General features: G+C 63.6%; 16 protein-coding genes. 3 read left to right on the plus strand and 13 right to left on the minus strand.

The window, feature by feature from the left end; all coding sequences use genetic code 11:
• Nucleotides 1-7: 7 nt before the first annotated feature.
• The 6 genes from KVY23_RS00935 to puuE all read right to left on the minus strand — a co-directional run bounded on the left by KVY23_RS00935 (nucleotide 8) and on the right by puuE (nucleotide 7510).
• Nucleotides 8-1819 carry a penicillin-binding transpeptidase domain-containing protein gene (locus tag KVY23_RS00935; protein WP_230554949.1) on the minus strand — a complete coding sequence of 604 codons (1812 nt, stop codon included), beginning with the start codon at nucleotides 1817-1819 and terminating at the stop codon, nucleotides 8-10.
• A gap of 50 nt (nucleotides 1820-1869) precedes the next feature.
• A complete protein-coding gene (locus tag KVY23_RS00940; protein ID WP_206510838.1) occupies nucleotides 1870-2706 on the minus strand; it encodes a GNAT family N-acetyltransferase in 837 nt (278 codons plus the stop codon).
• Between the two features lie 147 nt (nucleotides 2707-2853).
• Nucleotides 2854-4017 carry a flavodoxin-dependent (E)-4-hydroxy-3-methylbut-2-enyl-diphosphate synthase gene (gene ispG / locus KVY23_RS00945; protein WP_230554950.1) on the minus strand — a complete coding sequence of 388 codons (1164 nt, stop codon included), beginning with the start codon at nucleotides 4015-4017 and terminating at the stop codon, nucleotides 2854-2856.
• Between the two features lie 38 nt (nucleotides 4018-4055).
• Nucleotides 4056-5270, minus strand: coding sequence for an RIP metalloprotease (locus KVY23_RS00950; RefSeq protein WP_230554951.1), 1215 nt, complete (start codon nucleotides 5268-5270; stop codon nucleotides 4056-4058).
• Between the two features lie 7 nt (nucleotides 5271-5277).
• Nucleotides 5278-6438: a 1-deoxy-D-xylulose-5-phosphate reductoisomerase gene (gene dxr / locus KVY23_RS00955; protein ID WP_230555040.1), complete on the minus strand. Its 1161-nt coding sequence runs from the start codon at nucleotides 6436-6438 to the stop codon at nucleotides 5278-5280.
• A 106-nt stretch (nucleotides 6439-6544) separates the two neighbouring features.
• Complete coding sequence (gene puuE, locus KVY23_RS00960; RefSeq protein WP_230554952.1) at nucleotides 6545-7510, minus strand: allantoinase PuuE; 966 nt, start codon at nucleotides 7508-7510, stop codon at nucleotides 6545-6547.
• 179 nt (nucleotides 7511-7689) lie between these two features.
• On the opposite strand from puuE, the gene KVY23_RS00965 reads away from it, so the two are divergent.
• The gene (locus KVY23_RS00965; protein WP_139318232.1) at nucleotides 7690-7959 is read left to right on the plus strand and encodes a DUF2631 domain-containing protein; all 270 of its coding nucleotides are present in this window, start codon (nucleotides 7690-7692) and stop codon (nucleotides 7957-7959) included.
• A 21-nt stretch (nucleotides 7960-7980) separates the two neighbouring features.
• Here the strand turns inward: KVY23_RS00965 and rlmN are convergent, their stop codons facing one another.
• Nucleotides 7981-9045 (minus strand): 23S rRNA (adenine(2503)-C(2))-methyltransferase RlmN, encoded by a 1065-nt coding sequence (gene rlmN / locus KVY23_RS00970; RefSeq protein WP_230555041.1) that lies wholly within the window; start codon nucleotides 9043-9045, stop codon nucleotides 7981-7983.
• Between the two features lie 236 nt (nucleotides 9046-9281).
• On the opposite strand from rlmN, the gene KVY23_RS00975 reads away from it, so the two are divergent.
• Together KVY23_RS00975 and KVY23_RS00980 are read left to right on the plus strand one after the other, a co-directional pair.
• Nucleotides 9282-9710, plus strand: a complete 429-nt coding sequence (locus tag KVY23_RS00975) for a lipopolysaccharide assembly LapA domain-containing protein (RefSeq protein ID WP_230554953.1) — start codon at nucleotides 9282-9284, stop codon at nucleotides 9708-9710.
• Between the two features lie 93 nt (nucleotides 9711-9803).
• A complete protein-coding gene (locus tag KVY23_RS00980) occupies nucleotides 9804-10655 on the plus strand; it encodes a CoA ester lyase (RefSeq protein WP_371829746.1) in 852 nt (283 codons plus the stop codon).
• On the opposite strand, the gene KVY23_RS00985 is transcribed toward KVY23_RS00980, so the two are convergent.
• The 6 genes from KVY23_RS00985 to rpsB form a co-directional block, all read right to left on the minus strand.
• Nucleotides 10652-11386, minus strand: coding sequence for a class I SAM-dependent methyltransferase (locus KVY23_RS00985; RefSeq protein WP_230554954.1), 735 nt, complete (start codon nucleotides 11384-11386; stop codon nucleotides 10652-10654). The two genes, KVY23_RS00980 and KVY23_RS00985, sit on opposite strands and share 4 nt — an antisense overlap.
• On the minus strand, nucleotides 11383-12348 hold the full coding sequence (locus KVY23_RS00990; protein ID WP_230554955.1) for a phosphatidate cytidylyltransferase: 966 nt from the start codon (nucleotides 12346-12348) through the stop codon (nucleotides 11383-11385). The genes KVY23_RS00985 and KVY23_RS00990 overlap by 4 nt, the downstream gene beginning before the upstream one ends.
• Nucleotides 12349-12373: 25 nt before the next feature.
• Nucleotides 12374-12931 (minus strand): ribosome recycling factor, encoded by a 558-nt coding sequence (gene frr, locus KVY23_RS00995; protein ID WP_075840114.1) that lies wholly within the window; start codon nucleotides 12929-12931, stop codon nucleotides 12374-12376.
• A gap of 61 nt (nucleotides 12932-12992) precedes the next feature.
• A complete protein-coding gene (gene pyrH / locus KVY23_RS01000) occupies nucleotides 12993-13721 on the minus strand; it encodes a UMP kinase (protein ID WP_230554956.1) in 729 nt (242 codons plus the stop codon).
• Between the two features lie 229 nt (nucleotides 13722-13950).
• Nucleotides 13951-14775 (minus strand): translation elongation factor Ts, encoded by an 825-nt coding sequence (gene tsf / locus KVY23_RS01005; RefSeq protein ID WP_206510841.1) that lies wholly within the window; start codon nucleotides 14773-14775, stop codon nucleotides 13951-13953.
• Nucleotides 14776-15038: 263 nt separating this feature from the next.
• Complete coding sequence (gene rpsB / locus KVY23_RS01010) at nucleotides 15039-15965, minus strand: 30S ribosomal protein S2 (protein WP_206510842.1); 927 nt, start codon at nucleotides 15963-15965, stop codon at nucleotides 15039-15041.
• Nucleotides 15966-16221: the final 256 nt, after the last annotated feature.

A 16221-nucleotide genomic window follows, 5' to 3' on the forward strand; every position in this document is an offset into this window, starting at 1 on the left:
CGCCGTTTCAGTATCCCGGCGGCAGTTGCTCGAACATATCTCGCGTGACGGCCACAGCGTTGTCCGAGCTGCCGCCACGCACCACCAGAGTCGCGAAGGCCAGGTCGCCGCGATAGCCGACGAACCAGGCGTGTGAACCGCCTTCGACTTCAGCCTCTCCTGTCTTACCGAACACCTCGCCCTGATCCGCGATGCGATCGGCTGTGCCACTCGTGACCACCGAGCGCATCATTCCGCGCAGCCCGTCGACCATGGCCGGCTCGATCGGGGGGTGATCGCCCTCGATCGTGGTGTCCGCACCGACGATCAACCTCGGGATCGGAGTCGATCCGTTCGCGACGGTGGCTGCAGCCAACGCCATTCCGAAAGTGGAGACGACAACTCGGCCCTGCCCGAATCCGTCCTCGGTCCGCTGCACGAGCTCGGCGGCGGGCGGAACCGATCCGGAGTCGGTGGGCAGGCCCGTCACGTCGTAGTCGGGTCCGATACCGAACTGCGATGCCGCAACCGTCAGTGCATCGGGTCGCATCTCACTGGCCAGCTTCGCGAACGAGGTGTTGCAGGAACGAGTGAACGCCGTCGCCATGCTCACGTTCCCAAGCGAAAACTCGTTGTAGTTGGGGATACTGCGTTCGCCGATGACAATGCGGCCAGGACACGGGACAGTGGTTGACGGGCCCGCGATGCCCTCCGAGATCGCTGCTCCGGCGGTGATGATCTTGAATGTCGATCCGGGCGGGTACAACCCGGCCGAGGCAACGGGACCATCTCGATCTGCTTCCTCGTTCTGCGCCACGGCAAGGATCGCCCCCGTCGACGGTTCGATGACAACCATCATCGCCTGCTCGACACGCGCGTTCACCGCATTCTGAGCAGCTACCTGGATATTGCGATCCAGCGTGACCGAGAACGACGGCGCAGGCTCGGGCGGTGTGTCGGTCAGTACGTCGACTTCGACGCCGTTCCGATTCACCGTCACCACGCTCCATCCGGCCTGACCGTCGACCTCGTCGATCACGGCCTTCTTGACCTGCGAAACGAGATCGGGTGCGAAGGTCCGGTCGGTAGAGACGAGATCCGACTCGTCGGAGATACTCACGCCGGACAGCGCCGAAAGCGGCGCCGCCACGCTTCGATAGTCCTCCTCACGGAGCAGAGCTACCGGGTATTCCCCGTCGATGGACGTCGCGGACTCGACGATGCTCTGGGCGGAGAGCCCGGGGGCCAACGGCTCGAGGATCTCGACGAGTCTCGTCGCCGACTCGACGACGTTCGCCGCCTCGTCGGCGTCGATCTTGATCCGGTACACGACGCCCGGGACCAAGACGTCGGTTCCGGACCTCTCGTTCACTCGCGCCCGTGGCGGCGCGGTGGAACGCAATGCCATGGTCTGGGTTTCACCGAGACCAGGGTGAATGTCGGTCGAGGTCCACCGAACACCCCATTGGTCGTTGGCTCTGCCCATCTGCAGTTCACCGTCGTAGGTCCAGACTCGATCCCGCGGTAGCTGCCACCGGTAGGTGTAGCCGACCGTTGCGGTATCGCCGTTGACCCGTACGGAAGTTGTTGTCGCCTCGAGTGATTCGGCCTGCAGGTTGTCCCAGGTCTCGGCGAGTGCCGCGGCGGCCGCCGACGGTCGATCCGTGTCGGACGCCGCGGTCTCGATTTCGCGGGCGGAAATGGCGGCGAGAAACGCCTGCGCAGCAGGTTCGGGACCGTCCGGACTCGGCGTACACGCCGACGACGACGCCACGATCGCGAGGGCAACCGCAACAGTCGAGATTGCGCGCCGCGCGCGTCGGACATCCGGAAATCTCATCGCACCCATCGTAGTTCGGCTTCTGCGCAACTACAGTCAGCGAATCGCGGTCAGTCGAGAAGAACCGTCGCAAATGTCGCGACCTGAGTCAGTCCGATGCGCGCGTAGGCGCGCCTGGCCGGAATGTTGAAGCTGTTGACATACAGGCTTGCCGTTCGGCCGCTGCGCACGACTGCATCGACGACGCTGGCAGTGCCGGCGGACCCGATCCCGCGTCCCCGATAGAGCGGATGCACCCACACTCCCTGGATCTGGCCCACGGTCGCCGATTGAGATCCGATCTCCGCCTTGTAGATCACCTCGCCGTCTTCGATCCGCGCCCACGCGCGACCGGCGGCGATGAGACTGCCGATTCGACGTCGGTAACCCCGACCACCATCGTTGGCGCGAGGATCGACCCCGACTTCCTCGATGAACATCGCGACCGCAGCCGTGAGATACACCTCGATTTCGTCGGCCCGAACGAGCCGCACACCAGGATCGGGCGCGAAGGTCGAGTACTGCGAGGTGGCGAGCAGCGGTTGCTCGCTGCGCAGTTCACGAGGCGGACCCCAATCCGGTTCCAACATCTCCCACAGCGGCAGCGTCAGCTCAGCCCGTCCGACGAGCGAGGAACACATACGCGGTCCACGGCACGCCCGGTCTGCGAACGAACGCAGATCGTCCACCGAACCTCTCAGCGGGACGAGATTGGCACCGTAGAAACACAGCGACTCGTCCGGACCTCCGCGACTCCACATCTCACCGTGAAACGAGCGCGGGTCGAGACCGTTCTCCTGAACGCGCGCCGCAATCATGCAGGACGCTATGGGATCAGCATCGAGCACGCGCAGCACGTTGGACGTGTCCTTGCCACTCAGAGGCTTCGCACCGAGAAGCTTGAGCACCTGGGGTCACCTCCTGCCCGCCGCATCCACGTGGAGACAGCGTCACCGAGCACAACATCACAGAGCCGAACGTGCGCCGATCGCCGAGTCACCGCTCACAGATTGCCAGACTTTCGAGGCGGCGTCGGGCATTCCTGCCACTTCGCCTCAACCGACCGTGACGACCGGCGCGCCGGGATCGGAACCCTCACCTTCGCCGAACTCCTCGGCGATACGCATCGCTTCCTCGATCAACGTCTCCACGATCTGCGCTTCGGGAACCGTCTTGATGACCTTCCCCTTGACGAATATCTGGCCCTTGCCGTTGCCTGAAGCCACTCCGATGTCGGCGTCTCGCGCTTCGCCGGGACCGTTGACGACGCACCCCATCACGGCCACACGCAAGGGTATGTCCATGCCCTCCAGCCCTGCGGTGACTTCGTCGGCGAGGGTGTAGACGTCCACCTGCGCGCGTCCACATGACGGGCAGGAGACGATCTCGAGTTTGCGTGGACGCAGGTTGAGCGATTGCAGAATCTGATTGCCGACTTTGATCTCCTCGGCCGGCGGAGCCGACAGCGAGACGCGAATGGTGTCGCCGATGCCGCGAGCGAGCAGCGCACCGAAGGCGACCGCCGACTTGATGGTGCCTTGGAACGCGGGGCCGGCCTCGGTGACGCCGAGGTGCAGAGGGTAGTCGCACTGCGCGGCGAGCTGCTCGTATGCAGCGACCATGACAACCGGGTCGTTGTGCTTGACGGAGATCTTGATGTCGCCGAAGCCGTGCTCCTCGAACAGGCCGGCCTCCCACAGTGCCGACTCGACGAGCGCCTCAGGCGTCGCCTTTCCGTACTTGTCCATCATTCGCTTGTCGAGCGACCCCGCATTGACGCCGATGCGAATCGGAATGTTCGCATCACCTGCCGCCTTGGCGACCTCTTTGACTCGGCCGTCGAACTCCTTGATGTTTCCTGGGTTGACGCGCACTGCAGCGCAGCCCGCATCGATCGCGGCGAATATGTACTTCGGTTGGAAGTGAATATCCGCGATGACCGGGATCTGGCTCTTCTTGGCGATGACGGACAAGGCGTCCGCATCCTCCTGGGTGGGGCATGCGACGCGCACGATATCGCAACCGGATGCCGTCAGTTCCGCAATCTGCTGCAGAGTCGCGTTGATGTCGTGAGTCTTGGTCGTGCACATCGACTGCACCGAAATGGGATGGTCACTGCCCACCCCAACCGATCCGACCTGCAGTTGACGCGTCTTCCGGCGGGGTGCGAGTACGGGAACCGGAGGAGCCGGTATTCCCAGTCCGACTGACACAGTCACTTCGTTGCCTTCTTCCCTAGCTATATGCACGAGTCTAGCTAGAACAATTGAATGGGGTTCACGATGTCCGCTGTGAGCGTGAGCAACATGTATGCCCCACCGATCACGATCACCACATATGTCGCGGGCATCAGCTTCATGTAATCGACCGGCCCACCGTTCGGCAGACCACGCCGATTGCGGAAGAAGTTGCGAATCCGCTCGTACATGGTCACCGCCATATGCCCACCGTCCAGCGGCAACAGCGGCAGCAGGTTGAAGATTCCGAGGAAGAAATTCAAACTCGCCAGCAGCAGAATGAACACTGGCCACAAGGACCGCTCTACCAGCTGCCCGCCGATGACACTGGCACCTACCACGCTGATCGGTGTCTCCGGATCGCGCTCACCGCCGGTGACGGAGGTCCAGAGGTCGGCAACCTTGCTCGGCATCTGCACCAGGCGCTCGGCGGTCTCGACGAACATTTCGCCGGTGAAGGCGAAGGAGGCCGGGATGGCCGCGAGCGGGTTGTACTGCGTCGGCAAGAACTGTGCGAGCTGAATTCCAACCGCCCCGACGGTCGCCGATTCTCGCCCGTCCTCCGTACCGTCGGACACCCATCGCTGGACTTGCTGCACCGCCACCGGGAACGTCAGCTGCTCACCGTTCCGCTCCACGACGAAGTCCACTGTCCCCGACAACGGTTGCGTCGCTCGGACGACGTCGGTGAAGTCCGCGGTCGGCGTCCCGTTCACCGAGACGATGACGTCACCCTCCCGAATTCCGGCCTGATACGCCGGGCCGGGGCCATCGCATTCGGGGTACGACAGATCCCTGTTCTGAGTTGCGGTAACACACGGCATCTCACCCACCAGTGCGTTCGTCGGCGGGTTCAGGTTCGGCAGCCCCCAGCCCACGGCCAGGATGAAGATCAGCACGAAGCCCAGGAGAAAGTTCATCCAGATTCCGCCCATCATCACCAGCAGACGCTTCCACGTCTTCTGCCGGTACATGGCACGGTCTATCTCATCCGGTTCGAGAACGTCGATCGCAGTCATTCCGGCGATGTCGCAGAAGCCGCCCGCAGGTATGGCCTTGAGGCCGTACTCGGTTTCGCCTCGCCGGAACGAGAACACCTTGGGGCCGAAGCCGATGAAGAACCGCCGTACCTTCATGCCCGTGGCGCGGGCGGTCCACATGTGACCGGCCTCGTGCAGGGCGATCGACACAGTGATGCCCAGAGCGAAGAGAATGACGCCGAAAGCGAACACCATCGTTGATTCAGTCCTTCTGGTTCAAGAACGAGCGGGCCTGCCTGCGTGCCCAGGAATCGGCTTCGAGTACATCGTCCACGCCGCGGGGGGTGGACGTCCAATCGCCGCTACCTGCGTCGACCACCTGAGCGACGGTCTCGACGATCCGCGGAAAGCTGATACGTCCGGCGAGGAACGCCTCGGCGGCTACCTCGTTGGACGCGTTGTAGACCGCGGTCATACATCCGCCGAGAATTCCGGCTTCGCGGGCCAGCTGGACGGCCGGGAACACTCGATCGTCGAGCGGTTCGAAATCCCAGGTGAAGGACGTGGTGAAGTCGATGGCCCGGGCCGCGTTACGCACTCGGTTCGGCCATGCCAGCGCCAGCGCAATGGGCAGACGCATATCGGGCGGGCTCGCTTGCGCAATCGTGGAACCGTCGAAGAACGTCACCATGGAGTGGACGATGGACTGGCGATGCACAGTGACGTCGATTCGGTCGTACGGAACACCGAACAACAGGTGTGTCTCGATGAGTTCGAGCCCCTTGTTCACCAGGGTGGCCGAGTTCAACGTGTTCATCGGCCCCATCGACCAGGTCGGATGCGCCGCTGCCTGCTCGGGTGTCACAGATTTCAGTTCCACCTCGGACCAGCCTCGGAACGGGCCACCGGATGCCGTGAGGATCAACCGCTCCACTTCCTCGGCGCGGCCACCGCGTAGACACTGATCCAGTGCGGAGTGTTCGGAATCGACCGGAACGATCTGCCCCGGCGCGGCAGCGGAAACGACGAGCTCGCCGCCGGCGACCAGCGACTCCTTGTTCGCCAGAGCCAGGGTGGCGCCCGAGGCGAGCACGGCGAGAGTCGGTTCGAGCCCGCGCGAGCCGACCAGCGCGTTGAGGACGATGTCCGCCTGTACGGATTCGACCAATTCTGTGACTGCCCGATCACCGACCAAGGTGTCGGGCCGATTCAGTTCGGCGCCCGCCGCCGGGTCGGCCACCGCCACTGCAGTGACACCGGTTTCGCGAATCTGTTTGCTCAGTAGGTCGAGGTTGCCTCCGCCCGCTGCGAGCCCGACCACTTCGAACTGCGACGGATTTGCGGCGATGACGTCGAGAGCCTGCGTACCGATGGATCCGGTGCTACCCAGAACGAGCACGCGCTTTCGAGGACGATCCCCCATGGCCGGCGTGTCGATGGCGATCTCGGCGTGTGTTCGATGCTCTGGCACTCGTTCATTGTCCCTGATGGAGTCTGAGAGACAGCTATGTGTCGACGGCCTGCCCGTTTCACGCCGGATGCGGGTGGTTCGCCGCCCAATGTCGGGCGATATCGACGCGTCGCGCGATCCAGACCTTGTCGTGGCTCTGCACGTGGTCGAGGAACCGCTCGAGCGCGGCGATCCGAGCCGGGCGACCCACCAGTCGACAGTGCAGCCCGACCGAGAGCATCTTCGGTGCGCCCGCTACTCCCTCCGCGTACAGGACGTCGAAGGCGTCGCGCAGGTGCGCGAAGAACTCCTCGCCCGTCGAGAATCCGCCCGGCGACGAGAATCGCATGTCGTTGGTGTCCAGCGTGTACGGGACCACGAGGTGCTGCGTCGTTCCGGAACCCACGTCCACCCGTTCCCAGTACGGGAGATCGTCGGCATAGGAGTCGGAATCGTAGAGAAATCCACCGTGCTCGACCACGAGCGATCGCGTGTTCGGCGAGTCACGTCCGGTGTACCAGCCGAGCGGCGCGCTTCCGGTCAACTCCGTCAGAATGGCCACGGCCTCGGCCATGTGGGCACGCTCGACATCCTCGTCGACCATCTGATAATTGAGCCAACGCAACCCGTGCGAGGCGATCTCGTGACCGTGCTCGACGAAAGCAGCCGCGGCTTCAGGGTTGCGTTGCATCGCGCGTGCGACGGCGAAGACCGTCAGAGGCAGACCGCGCCGTGAGAAGACTCTCAGCACTCGCCACACGCCGGCACGCGAGCCGTATTCGTACAGAGATTCCATGCTCTTGTGTCGATTGGGGAAAGACTGAGCACCGATCATCTCCGACAGAAAGGTCTCCGAACCCGCGTCGCCGTCGAGAACATTGTTCTCCGAGCCCTCCTCGTAATTGAGGACGAACTGCAGCGCGATCCGCGCGCCCCCCGGCCACGCCGGATCGGGTGGGATCGCGCCATAGCCGACCAGGTCCCGGGGATAGGCGGACCCTGCGGGACGAGCGGCCGGTGTACGAGGCGCACCTTCGGTGTTCACGCTGAGCAGTCTCCCAGCAACTGCCTGCAGGCGCTCGACTACTTCCCTGACGGGCGCTCGACACACACCGTCGGGGCCCAGCCGACCCTGCTGGCTACGACGGCCGGTCGTATGCAAACATTGTCACCATCGATGCATGCCGTACCGACGGTGTGAACATGACCCGAGAGGATCGACCGGTGGCCCAAACCGAGCTGACCCCCGCTTCGTACGACCCGGTCGAGTACACCCACGAGGACATCGCCGAGGTGCCGTCCGCCGATTGGGGCTGGACCGGGGAATCCCGGCGCGCCATGCGAATCGCCGCACTCGTCGTCGCGGCCTTCCTGCTTTTCATGATGCACGGCAATCACACCGGACTGGTCGAGGACCTCTACCTCATCGGCTTCGCGGTCGTCCTCGTCGGCATCGTGGTGCGCGACATCATCGTCCGACGCAAGCCGCGGTAACGAACGGCCCGAAGCTTCTCGTCAGTTCTCCGCCGCGAGCTGACCGCAGGCGGCGGCAATTTCCTGTCCGCGGGTATCTCGGACGGTGCACGAGACGCCCTGCGCGATCACTCTTCTGACGAATTCACGCTCGACGTCCTTGGGGCTCGCGTCCCATTCACTGCCCGGCGTCGGGTTCAGCGGAATGAGATTGACGTGCACCCGGGAGCCGAGCGCTTTGTGCAGCTTCTTGCCGAGCAGGTCCGCTCGCCACGGCTGATCGTTGACTTCCTTGATCATGGCGTACTCGATCGAGACTCGGCGGCCGGTTCGATCGGCGTAATAGCGGGCCGCTGCCAGAACCTCCGCCACCGACCAACGGTTGTTCACCGGCACAAGAGTGTCGCGTAGTTCGTCGTCGGGAGTATGCAAGGAGACCGCCAACGTCACCGATAGCCCTTCGTCGGCGAGCTTGCGGATCGCCGGTGCCAACCCCACGGTCGACACGGTGACCGAACGCTGTGACAGACCCAGACCGTCCGGTGCGGGTGAGACGATCTTGCGTACCGCCGCGACGACGCGCTTGTAGTTGGCAAGGGGCTCCCCCATCCCCATGAACACCACGTTCGACAACCGTCCTTGACCGCCCGGCACGACACCGTCACGCAGGTCGGCGGCCGCAGAGCGGACCTGATCCACGATCTCGGCGGTGGTGAGGTTCCGGTCGAGTCCGGCCTGACCGGTGGCGCAGAACGGGCACGCCATTCCGCAACCCGCCTGACTGGATATGCACAGCGTCGCTCGATCCGGATAGCGCATGAGCACGCTCTCGAGCAGCGTCCCGTCATTCGCCTTCCACAAGGTCTTGCGTGTATCGCCGTCGTCGCACGAGAGATGCTTGAGCGGGGTGAGCAACGGGGGAAAGAGATCGGCACCGACCTTTTCCCGGGCCGCGGCGGGCAGGTCTGTCATGTTCTTCGTGTCGGCTTCGAGCCTGCCGTAGTAGTGGCGAGCGAGCTGGTCGGCACGGAACGCAGGGAGCCCTAGCTTCTTCACAGCCTCCCTGAGGCCCTCCCGATCAAGATCGGCCAGGTGCCGCGGGGGCATACCGCGACGCTTGTCCGCGAACACCAACGGAAGCGACGGCCTCGTCGTCGTGGGCGTGTTGTCGTCGGCGGTCACATCGGCTGCTGTAGCGGGGTCACTCATAATGCCTACCAGTGTCCCATTAGCAGGCCGTGAGTCCTATTCGTAGACCACGCGGGCGGTCTGGTTTTCACTCCCCCGCATACGGGTAAACACAGGGCACGCTAGATCGGGCTTCGGCATGGAAGGATCGCACAATGACCACTCCGACAGGCGATGGCAAGTACGCGGACCCCACCGGTGAGCCCGTGAGCTCCCGAGATCGATCGGATTCGGACCGAGCACCGTCACCGATCACGACGCCCGATTCCGACGAGCACAGCGCACCCGACCCGGACTCAGTCCACGATGACCGGCTGCCATCCGGGCAGTCGCCCGACGGAATTGCGCACACGAGAGCTGCAGCTCTGTGGACCGGATTGGTCGTCGGCGCGCTCGTTCTGATTCTCTTGCTGGTATTCATTCTGCAGAATCTCGATGCAGTCCCAGTGAACATCTTCATATGGACATTCGACCTGCCTCTCGGCGTGGCGATGCTGCTGGCCGCAATCGCCGGCGCCCTGGTGATGGCCTTGGCAGGCGGGGTTCGCATCCTGCAGATCAGACGCGCAGCGAAACGAAAGTAGTTCACGGATCGATGAACACTATGCACAGAAGCTCGCTGCGCCAGACTGAATCGATCACGATTGCGGTGCCCCACCTCACCGCAAGGAGTTGATGTGACCACTTTCATACAGAATCGAGTGACACCAGCGGTCGCGCCGGACCGCGCACGCTCGTGGCTGCTGGTGCCGGCCACCCGGCCCCAAGCCTTTTCCGCCGCTGTCGACTCCGAGGTCGACGCGGTGATCCTCGACATCGAAGATGCCGTCGCCCCAGCAGCGAAACCGGCTGCGCGTGAGGCTGTCGTGTCCTGGCTCGAGGCCGGGAACACCGCGTGGGTTCGAATAAACGACGCCACCACGTCGTTCTGGGCCGAAGATCTGGCCGCCCTCGCCGGTGTGGGAACCCTCGCCGGCATCATGCTCGCGAAGACCGAGAGCGGAAGTCAGGTCGACGCCACGGCGACGAGGCTTCCTGCAGGCACCCGGATTCTTGCGCTCGTCGAATCCGCGGTGGGCCTCGAAGCCGTCGCCGAGATCGCGCGCGCCGATTCGACCTTTCGGCTCGCTTTCGGCAGCGGCGATTTCCGCCGCGACACCGGAATGAGCGACGAACCACTTGCCATGGCGTATCCACGGTCGCGACTCGTAGTCTCCTCGCGCGCGGCCCGACTCCCGGGCCCGATCGACGGACCGACTCTGACGGCGAACGACGGAATTCTTGCCCGGGACTCGGCGCTGACGGTGTCGATGGGCATGACCGGAAAACTGTGTATGCATGCCGAACAGGCACCCATCGTCAACCGAGAGTTGGCCCCGACACCGAACGACGTCACCTGGGCCCACGAGGTCGTCGAAGAACTCGGTGCAGACGGCGCACACGTCAGGGACGGCAGTGACCTGCCTCGATTGGCCAAGGCTCTGAAAATTCGCGCGGCCGCCGACGTATTCGGAATCCGAGCTGACTAGAGCGACCGAGGTCCGAGCCGGCTCGTCTCGAGCCCGCTGGGCTTGGCTCGCCAGTGCACGCGATACCGCACTCCGAATTCGAGGTTGGGAACACTTCGAGCCGCCCGCTCCGCTGTCCGCCTGGTGAATTCGATTCGCAGCACCGAACGCAGTGTTTTCCGGTCCTCGAAGCGCCATCGAGTATCGACTCTGCGCAACGCGAATCCTTGCGCGTCGAAGAACCCCTCGACGGCCGCGCAGTTGTATTTCGGTAGATCCGCCCGCATCCAATGACCATAGGGCGAAGCGGAAACATCGAGATCAACCACGATCAAGGTCCCACCTGGACGGAGAACTCGCATCGCCTCGGTGATTCCGGCTCCACATCCCGGACCGAAAAAGTACGCGGTGCGGGCGTGCACGATGTCGGCCACGGAGTCTTCGAGTGGGATCTCCTCGGCATGACCTGTGAGCACCTCGACATTGCTCGATCCTGAGACGCGTACTCGCGCGCGGCGGACCATCGGCTCATACGGTTCGATGCCCACCACTCGCCGAGCCGAGGCGGCGAACCCGGGAAGGTGAAAGCCGGTGCCACAGCCGACGTCGACGATGGTTGCGCCATCCCAGGGTGCAATTCGGCGCAGTTCGGCCGGGATCGCGCCATCGACATCCTGCGCTCGGTTCTCTGCCTCGTAGATCTCGGGCCAGTGCCAGATGTTCGGGCTGGGAATGGTCCGGCGATCGGTCACAACAGGATTGCGAAGACCAGCCACGCGACGAACGCCGACGGAAGCAGGGAGTCCAAGCGGTCCATGATGCCGCCGTGGCCCGGCAGCAGCGTACCCATGTCCTTGATCCGCAGATCTCGTTTCACCTGTGACTCGATCAGATCGCCGAGGGTTCCCGACACGACCAGGACGACTCCCAGCAGCACACCGATCAGCGAATTCGCTCCGAGAATGAGCGTGACGGTCAACAGTGAGCCGATCACGCAGAACAACAACGAGCCCGCGAGTCCTTCCCAGGACTTCTTCGGACTGATTGCCGGCGCCATCGGGTGCTTCCCGAACAGCACCCCGGCGACGTACCCGCCCACATCGGAGCAGACCACGGCGATGAGGAAGACGAGCACCCGTTCGGGACCGTTGTCCTCGAGCACCATCAACACGGCAAACGAGGCGAGAAGCGGCAACCAGCATGCCACCAGCACCGTTACCGAGAGTTCGCGCAGATAGTTCTTCGGTGCAGACCGGAGACCCTGCTGTAGCAGCAGCCACACCATGCAGACCAGGACTGTTCCCGCGGTGGCGCTGAGGACACCGGTGGTCCCCCACGGCCAAGCCGACCAAATGATCGCCTGACCACCCAGGATCAGCGGGATACGCGGTACGAGAACAGCCGCTTCGCGGAGACGATCGGCAACCTCGTAGGTGGCGACCGCGAGCGCCACGGACACCACACCGATCCACACCAGGGGCACGAACACCATGATCAGGATCAACGAGATCCCCAACGCAGCGCCCACGGCAATGGCGGCGGGTAGATTTCGACCCGCCTTACCGGGGGGCTTCGCAGCGTGGTCCGGCGCGCCGGGCACCGAACCCGACGTGTCCGGGGTCTGTCCCGGCCCGTCGGCCGCCGAAGGATCGGAACCGGCAGACCCACGTGGCCGATCCGAACCCACCACGACGCCATCTCCTTGCTTTGTCATCTTGTACAACCGAACTCGACCGAGGTCAGACCTCCATCAAGTCGGCTTCCTTGCGCTTGACCAACTCGTCGATCGACGCGGTGTATTTCGCGGTGGTCTTGTCGAGTTCGTTCTCCGCACGCACCACATCGTCCTCGCCCGCTTCGCCGTCCTTCTGGATCCGCTTGAGCTCTTCCATCGTCTTGCGCCGAACGTTGCGGATGGAGATCTTCGCGTCCTCACCCTTGCCCTTCGCCTGCTTGACGAACTCGCGGCGTCGTTCCTCGGTCAACTGAGGCACGCCGATACGAATGAGGTTGCCGTCGTTGGTGGGATTGACACCCAGATCGGAGTTGCGGATCGCAGTCTCGATCGGACCGAGCTGAGAAGCCTCGTACGGCTTGATGACCACCAACCGCGCTTCGGGGACATTGATGCTCGCCAGCTGCGTGATGGGCGTCAGCGCACCGTAGTACTCGACGACGATGCGATTGAACATGCCCGGATTCGCTCGACCGGTCCGGATGGACGAGAGATCATCACGCGCAACGGTGACAGCCTTCTCCATCTTTTCCTCGGCATCGAATAGCGCTTCGTCGATCACGGTCTGTCCTCCATCGTCATCGCTGGAAATCCAGCTTGTCTACCTGTGTTGTCGGCGTCGCTCACGACTGCACCAGAGTTCCGATGTCCTCGCCTGCAACAGCACGCGCTATGTTCCCCTGCGTGAGGAGGTTGAAGACCATGATCGGCATCTGGTTGTCCATGCACAGGCTGAACGCCGTGGCGTCTGCGACCTTCAGGCCCTTCTCGATGACCTGACGATGAGTGATGGTCCGATACATCGTCGCGTCGGGATCGACCCGAGGATCGGCGGAATACACTCCGTCGACGCCCTTGGCCATCAGAAGTACCTCCGCGCCGATCTCGAGCGCGCGCTGCGCCGCCGTGGTGTCAGTGGAGAAGTACGGCATGCCCATGCCTGCACCGAAAATGACGACGCGACCCTTTTCCAGGTGTCTGCGGGCACGCAACGGTAGATACGGCTCTGCAACCTGACCCATCGTGATCGCGGTCTGGACGCGGGTGGCCACCCCCTGCTTCTCCAGGAAGTCCTGCAGAGCAAGGCAGTTCATGACTGTTCCGAGCATGCCCATGTAGTCCGAGCGGGAACGATCCATTCCCCGCTGCTGCAGTTCGGCGCCGCGGAAGAAGTTTCCTCCCCCGATGACGACAGCAACCTGAACCCCGGTCGAGACGACCTCGGCGATCTGTTCGGCAACGTTGTTGACCACGTCAGGATCCAGACCCACCTGGCCTCCGCCGAACATTTCACCACCCAGCTTGAGCATCACACGCTTGAACCCGGGGCGGTCGGTGGCGGGATCGGTCATAGCTCTCCTCGGTTCTCGCCTGTCGATTGCGCACGATAAAGCAAGGTGCACTGATTTCCAACGATAATTCTGCGCACCCACACTCATCCTGCCCTATCGAGGGCGCCGTGGACGACACCACCTTCCATCGCCGTCGGTTCACCGCCCGGCCCCGGATCGAACGGTGCCGTCCGTTCGACTCGGAGTCGAACGGACGGCACCGTCGGTGGTACTACTGCGCGCTACGAACTCAGTTCGCGCCGACCTCGAAGCGAGCGAAACGAGTGATCGTCACACCGGCCTCGTCGAGGATTGCCTTGACGGACTTCTTGGAGTCCTGCACCGAGGACTGCTCGGTCAACACGACGTCCTTGAAGAAGCCGTTGACGCGGCCTTCGATGATCTTCGGCAGCGCCTGCTCGGGCTTGCCTTCCTCGCGTGCAGTCTCCTCGGCGATGCGACGCTCGGACGCGACGGTCTCCTCAGGCACCTCGTCGCGGGTGACGTACTTGGCCTTGAGCGCGGCCACCTGCATTGCAGCACCGCGAGCGGCCTCCGCTGCGGCTTCGCCTTCACCGGTGTACTCGATGAGCACGCCGACTGCCGGCGGGAGGTCTGCGCTGCGCTTGTGCAGGTACGCAGCGACGGGGCCATCGAACGAGACGACACGACGCAATTCCAGCTTCTCGCCGATCTTGGCGGAAAGCTCGTTCAAGGCGACGTCGACACTCTTGCCACCGAGATCGAGCGCCTTGAGGGCATCGACATCGGCCGGCTTGCCCTCGGCTGCAACAACGGCTACCGAGTCTGCGAATGCCTGGAACTCTTCGTTCTTGGCGACGAAGTCGGTCTCGGAGTTGATCTCGAGCAGTACGCCGCCCTTGGCGACGACGAGACCCTCGGCAGTGGAACGCTCGGCACGCTTGCCGACGTCCTTCGCGCCCTTGATGCGAAGCTGCTCGACGGCCTTGTCGAAATCGCCGTCGGTTTCAGCGAGCGCGTTCTTGCAGTCCATCATTCCGGAGCCGGTGAGCTCACGAAGCCGCTTGACGTCAGCGGCGGTGTAGTTCGCCATGTCGGGCGAGCCTCCTCTATGGGTGTCTGTGACTGTGCGTGTCTGTGACCGTGTGTGCCTGTGACCGTGCGTGCGTGTGACCGTGCGTGCGTGCACTGCGAGTCGGACACGAGGCTACGGGAAGCGATGCTCCCTGTACCTGTTCCCGGCATCGGGACTCCGGGCGAACAGCCCTGGCCCCGTGAAGGAGGCCAGGGCTGTTCTCGCGACAAGTCGCCGCACCAACGGTGGTCGGAGCGCGCCCGGGGTCGAGCGCTCTTCGATCAGGGCTGTACTGCGGGAGCTTCCGTTGCTGCGGGGGCTTCCGTTGCTGCAGGTGCATCAGCGGTGCCCTCGCCGAGGGTTTCGGTCAGGTTTGCCTCACCGGCGGCCGGCGCCTCGGTTGCAGCCTCGGTGACCGTCTCGGCGGCGGGCGATGCCTGCGCAAGCTGCTCGAGTTCCCACTCGGCGAGCGGCTCGCCTGCGCCGACCTCGGGCTTTGCATCGGTGCTCGTGTTCAGCCCCGCGCGGGCCTGAACACCCTCGGCCACTGCGGATGCAACGACCTTGGTGAGCAGTGCTGCGGAGCGGATCGCGTCGTCGTTGCCCGGGATCGGGTAATCGACCACGTCGGGATCGCAGTTGGTATCGAGGATCGCGATGACCGGGATCTTCAGCTTGCGAGCCTCGCCGACGGCGATGTGTTCCTTGTTGGTGTCGACGATCCAGATGGCCGACGGAACCTTGGCCATGTCCCGGATGCCACCGAGGGTGCGGTCGAGCTTGGTCATCTCACGCGTGAGCATGAGAATTTCCTTCTTGGTACGTCCCTCGAAGCCACCGGTCTGCTCCATCGCCTCGAGCTCCTTGAGGCGGAGCAGACGCTTGTGGACGGTCTGGAAGTTCGTGAGCATTCCGCCGAGCCAGCGCTGGTTCACGTAGGGCATGCCGACGCGGGTCGCTTCTGCGGCGATCGACTCCTGGGCCTGCTTCTTGGTGCCGACGAAAAGCACGGTGCCACCGTGGGCAACCGTCTCCTTGACGAACTCGTAGGCCTTGTCGATGAAGGTCAGAGTCTGCTGCAAGTCGATGATGTAGATGCCGTTGCGGTCGGTGAAGATGAATCGCTTCATCTTCGGGTTCCAGCGACGGGTTTGGTGTCCGAAGTGTGTGCCGCTATCTAGCAGCTGCTTCATGGTTACTACAGCCATGGCTGAATAACTCGCTTTCGATTGCCGGTTGTCGCAGGGTGTCGTCGACCCCTGCCCTGGCGTCCGCTGGCTGCCGGACCGACTTCGTCAGAAGAGGGACCGCCGGCAACCGGTCACGAAGTACGAGCCCACCGTGGGTGGATACTTCGTTACGCAGACGCGCGAAGTCGACCTATGCAGGCACAGGTCGCTGTCACAGTGTACGACTTCAACGTCGCAGCTCATAACGCGGCCCGATGGTCAAGCCTTTTCATCG

Origin of the sequence: Rhodococcus sp. I2R, from assembly GCF_020889545.1 — a bacterium.
Taxonomy (GTDB): domain Bacteria; phylum Actinomycetota; class Actinomycetes; order Mycobacteriales; family Mycobacteriaceae; genus Rhodococcoides.

Excerpts from the sequence above, each read along its gene's own strand:
- rpsB (WP_206510842.1), bottom strand. The coding sequence starts at position 15,965 with ATGGCTGTAGTAACCATGAAGCAGCTGCTAGATAGCGGCACACACTTC.
- KVY23_RS00975 (WP_230554953.1), top strand. The coding sequence starts at position 9,282 with ATGACCACTCCGACAGGCGATGGCAAGTACGCGGACCCCACCGGTGAG.
- KVY23_RS00935 (WP_230554949.1), bottom strand. The coding sequence starts at position 1,819 with ATGAGATTTCCGGATGTCCGACGCGCGCGGCGCGCAATCTCGACTGTT.
- KVY23_RS00950 (WP_230554951.1), bottom strand. The coding sequence starts at position 5,270 with ATGGTGTTCGCTTTCGGCGTCATTCTCTTCGCTCTGGGCATCACTGTG.
- pyrH (WP_230554956.1), bottom strand. The coding sequence starts at position 13,721 with ATGACCGATCCCGCCACCGACCGCCCCGGGTTCAAGCGTGTGATGCTC.
- rlmN (WP_230555041.1), bottom strand. The coding sequence starts at position 9,045 with ATGCCCCCGCGGCACCTGGCCGATCTTGATCGGGAGGGCCTCAGGGAG.
- KVY23_RS00990 (WP_230554955.1), bottom strand. The coding sequence starts at position 12,348 with ATGACAAAGCAAGGAGATGGCGTCGTGGTGGGTTCGGATCGGCCACGT.
- tsf (WP_206510841.1), bottom strand. The coding sequence starts at position 14,775 with ATGGCGAACTACACCGCCGCTGACGTCAAGCGGCTTCGTGAGCTCACC.
- dxr (WP_230555040.1), bottom strand. The coding sequence starts at position 6,438 with ATGGGGGATCGTCCTCGAAAGCGCGTGCTCGTTCTGGGTAGCACCGGA.